Below are 282 nucleotides of genomic sequence, written 5' to 3' on the forward strand. Positions count from 1 at the left end.
AAGCTGGGTGCGACTTCGGATGTGGCGGTGGGGTTTCCGATCGCGGGGCGTCGTGATCCGGCGTTGGATGAGTTGGTCGGGTTTTTTGTCAATACGTTGGTGTTGCGTACGGATTTGTCGGGCAATCCCACGGTGGCGGAGTTGTTGGCGCAGGTGCAGCAGCGCAGTCTGGCGGCCTATGAGCATCAGGACGTGCCCTTTGAGGTCCTGGTGGAGCGGCTGGGTCCCACCCGCAGCCTCAGCCATCACCCCCTGATCCAAGTCGTCCTCGCCTGGCAGAAC

Annotated in this window: 1 protein-coding gene; it reads left to right on the forward strand. The window is 62.4% G+C overall.

Going from position 1 to position 282, the window contains the following annotated elements:
* The coding region (locus WU80_RS25060) for a condensation domain-containing protein (RefSeq protein ID WP_156371921.1) at positions 1-282 on the forward strand (282 nt) is incomplete at both ends.

Origin of the sequence: Mycobacterium sp. UM_11 (assembly GCF_001414075.1) — a bacterium.
GTDB lineage: Bacteria > Actinomycetota > Actinomycetes > Mycobacteriales > Mycobacteriaceae > Mycobacterium.